General features: G+C 66.7%; 3 protein-coding genes. 1 reads left to right on the top strand and 2 read right to left on the bottom strand.

Features of this window, described 5'->3' with window-relative positions; genetic code table 11:
• Positions 1-375, top strand: a 375-nt coding sequence (locus A5700_RS26520) for a glycosyltransferase (RefSeq protein WP_369828230.1), incomplete at its 5' end; no start/stop codon positions are given.
• 13 nt (positions 376-388) lie between these two features.
• Here the strand turns inward: A5700_RS26520 and A5700_RS05365 are convergent.
• Together A5700_RS05365 and A5700_RS05360 are read right to left on the bottom strand one after the other, a co-directional pair.
• A complete protein-coding gene (locus A5700_RS05365; RefSeq protein ID WP_068068434.1) occupies positions 389-1189 on the bottom strand; it encodes a class I SAM-dependent methyltransferase in 801 nt (266 codons plus the stop codon).
• Positions 1190-1311: 122 nt separating this feature from the next.
• A complete protein-coding gene (locus tag A5700_RS05360) occupies positions 1312-2115 on the bottom strand; it encodes a TylF/MycF/NovP-related O-methyltransferase (RefSeq protein WP_068068431.1) in 804 nt (267 codons plus the stop codon).
• Between the last annotated feature and the right edge of the window lie 284 nt (positions 2116-2399).

Genomic DNA, 2399 nt, shown 5'->3' with positions numbered 1-2399 from the left:
CTGGTCGGTATCGTCAACTACGCCGCCGTGTTTCCCCTGTGCCGTGCCGTCGTCCACCATGGCGGCTCGGGCACCACCGCCGCGAGTCTGCGCGCGGGAATTCCCACCCTGGTGCTGTGGAGCTCGGCCGATCAGCCGTATTGGGGCGCCCAGGTCAAACGTCTCAAAGTCGGTACCTCGCGCCGGTTCTCGGCGAGCACCGGCGCGACCCTGGTCACCGACCTGCGCCGCATCGTGCAGCCCGCCTACGCCGAGCGGGCCCGCCAGCTTGCCACCCGGATGACCGCACCGGCCCAAAGCGCCGCCGCGGCGGCCGATCTATTCGAAGACGCCGTGCGCCGTAAGTCGGGGGCCGCTGCGGCAAAGCCGCGCTGACCCGAACGCGGCCTCAGCGAGCCGGTTTGATGATCAAGCCCTGACCGGTGGGCAACGAGCAGACGCGCACGCCCAGCTCCTTGGCCACCTCGTCCATGGCGATGCGCTGTTCGTGCCGCCCCCGGTTGGCGTAGTCGTCCAGGAGCACGAAGGCACCGGGGGTGAGCCGGGGCCAGAAATGGCGCAGCGCCGCGACTTCCGGTGGAGCGCAATTCATGTCGATGTGCAGGTATGCCACCGACTCGGCGTCGACCTGGTCGAGCGTGTCCGGAACCGGACCGACGATGATGCGCTGATTGTGCCACTGCGCGAAATTCGCGCGGACGCCCTCCACGCCGTCGACGTACATTCCGCTGCGAAGGTTTTCCTGGCTTTTCTCCACGGCTCCGGAGTCGCGCTCGCTGTCGGTGACGAACCGAGGGTCGATACCGGCGAAGGTGTCGAGGAGATAAAACGTCTTGCCGAGGCGATCCCAGTCGAGGTACTCCATGATGGCGGTGCTCAAAAAGCCGTAGCTGACGCCACACTCGACGAAATCGCCCTCGAGGTGGCTCGCGCTGGCCGCCGCCCAGAGTCCGACATGCACCCGCCACTGCCACTGATACCAGTCGACGCCGCCGAGCGCGCGCGCACCACGGGCGTACGCCCGTTGAAAGTCGGGATCTTTGAGGAAGGAATGGTCGTTGAACGTCACCAGCGCGTCGTTGGCGTAGACGTCGGGTAGCAGCGTGCGGGCGAGCCAGTACTCGGTCCGCACCCACCACAACCGAAGACGCGTGCCGCCCTTGAGCCCGTGTGCCACGGCGGCAACCATAACACTGGAAGGCGCGTCGCCATCCGGAAACGCGGGGCTCTTTGCGATACATCCCGGTCGCCGATTCCGCCCACGGGACGACGCAACCCGGTCCTACGCTTGACGTTTCGCGAGGCCTGCCGCTACTTGCGCCACAGGACGCCGGTGCCGTCGATCTCGACGATCTCCCCGGTAACGCCGTGCTTCTCACGGTAATCGGCGACGGCTTGACGACACGCCTTGATGGCGTGGTAGTCGTCGACGATGCAAAAGCCCCCCGGGGACAGCCGCGGGTACAGCGCGTCGAGCGCCTGGATGGTCGATTCGTAGAGGTCACCGTCGAGCCGCAACACCGCGATGCGCTCGATCGGCGCGTCCTGCAGCGTGTCCTTGAACCAACCCGGCAAGAACCGCACCTGGTCGTCGAGCAGTCCGTACCGCTCGAAATTGGCGCGGACCTCGGCCTGCGAGACGCCCAGGATGCGCGCGTGACGGTGCAGCCTGATTCCCTTGTCCGCCTTGTAATTGACGGTGTCCGGGGGCGGCACGCCCGCGAACGAATCGCACAGCCAGACGCTGCGCTTGTCGTCGCCGCGCGTCGCCAGCACCGCACGCATCAGGATCGATGCGCCGCCGCGCCACACGCCGCACTCGACGAGATCGCCGGGCACGTCTTCGTCGAGAACCGTCTCGACGCAATGTTGCAAGCTGGTGAGCCGCTGCATGCCGATCATCGTCAACGCGTCCGCCGGCCAATCCAGCCCGAGATCACGCGCCTGCTTGTTGAAGGGGCGCTTCTTGACTAGGAGAAGGTTGCGGGTGCTGAACAGGGGGCGCCCCAGGCGGTATAAACCGACCGGCACCAACTCGTCGCTGCCGTAGCGTGTGAGGTCGCGCCGGAGCAGATCAAGGTATGCAAACCGCGTGTCGTGATCGGTCACGGCCAAAATTGCCCCTTACTCCGCATCGGTGATCCCGTATGAGCCTAGACGCCTGTCGACGCCGTCAGTGCGTTTCGCAGTGTATCCGTCCACGTCGGCCCAACCGGCCAGGCATGGCGCCGCGGCCAGGTGGCGGGCCAGGCGCCTAACGACTTCGCCCCACTCGGGTGTCGTTGACACACCGACCCGAGCGGGCGAACTCTTCGAGCAGGTCCACGGCGTGGCCCGCGCTCTCGGATGGCTTGCTCATCCGCGTGGCCAGTTCCCGGGCACGCTCGGCGTAGTCGGGC

This window comes from Mycobacterium sp. E1214, from assembly GCF_001666755.1.
Lineage (GTDB): Bacteria > Actinomycetota > Actinomycetes > Mycobacteriales > Mycobacteriaceae > Mycobacterium.
Note: the sequence above shows the minus strand (reverse complement) of the source record. Positions and strands in the feature narration are given on the sequence as shown.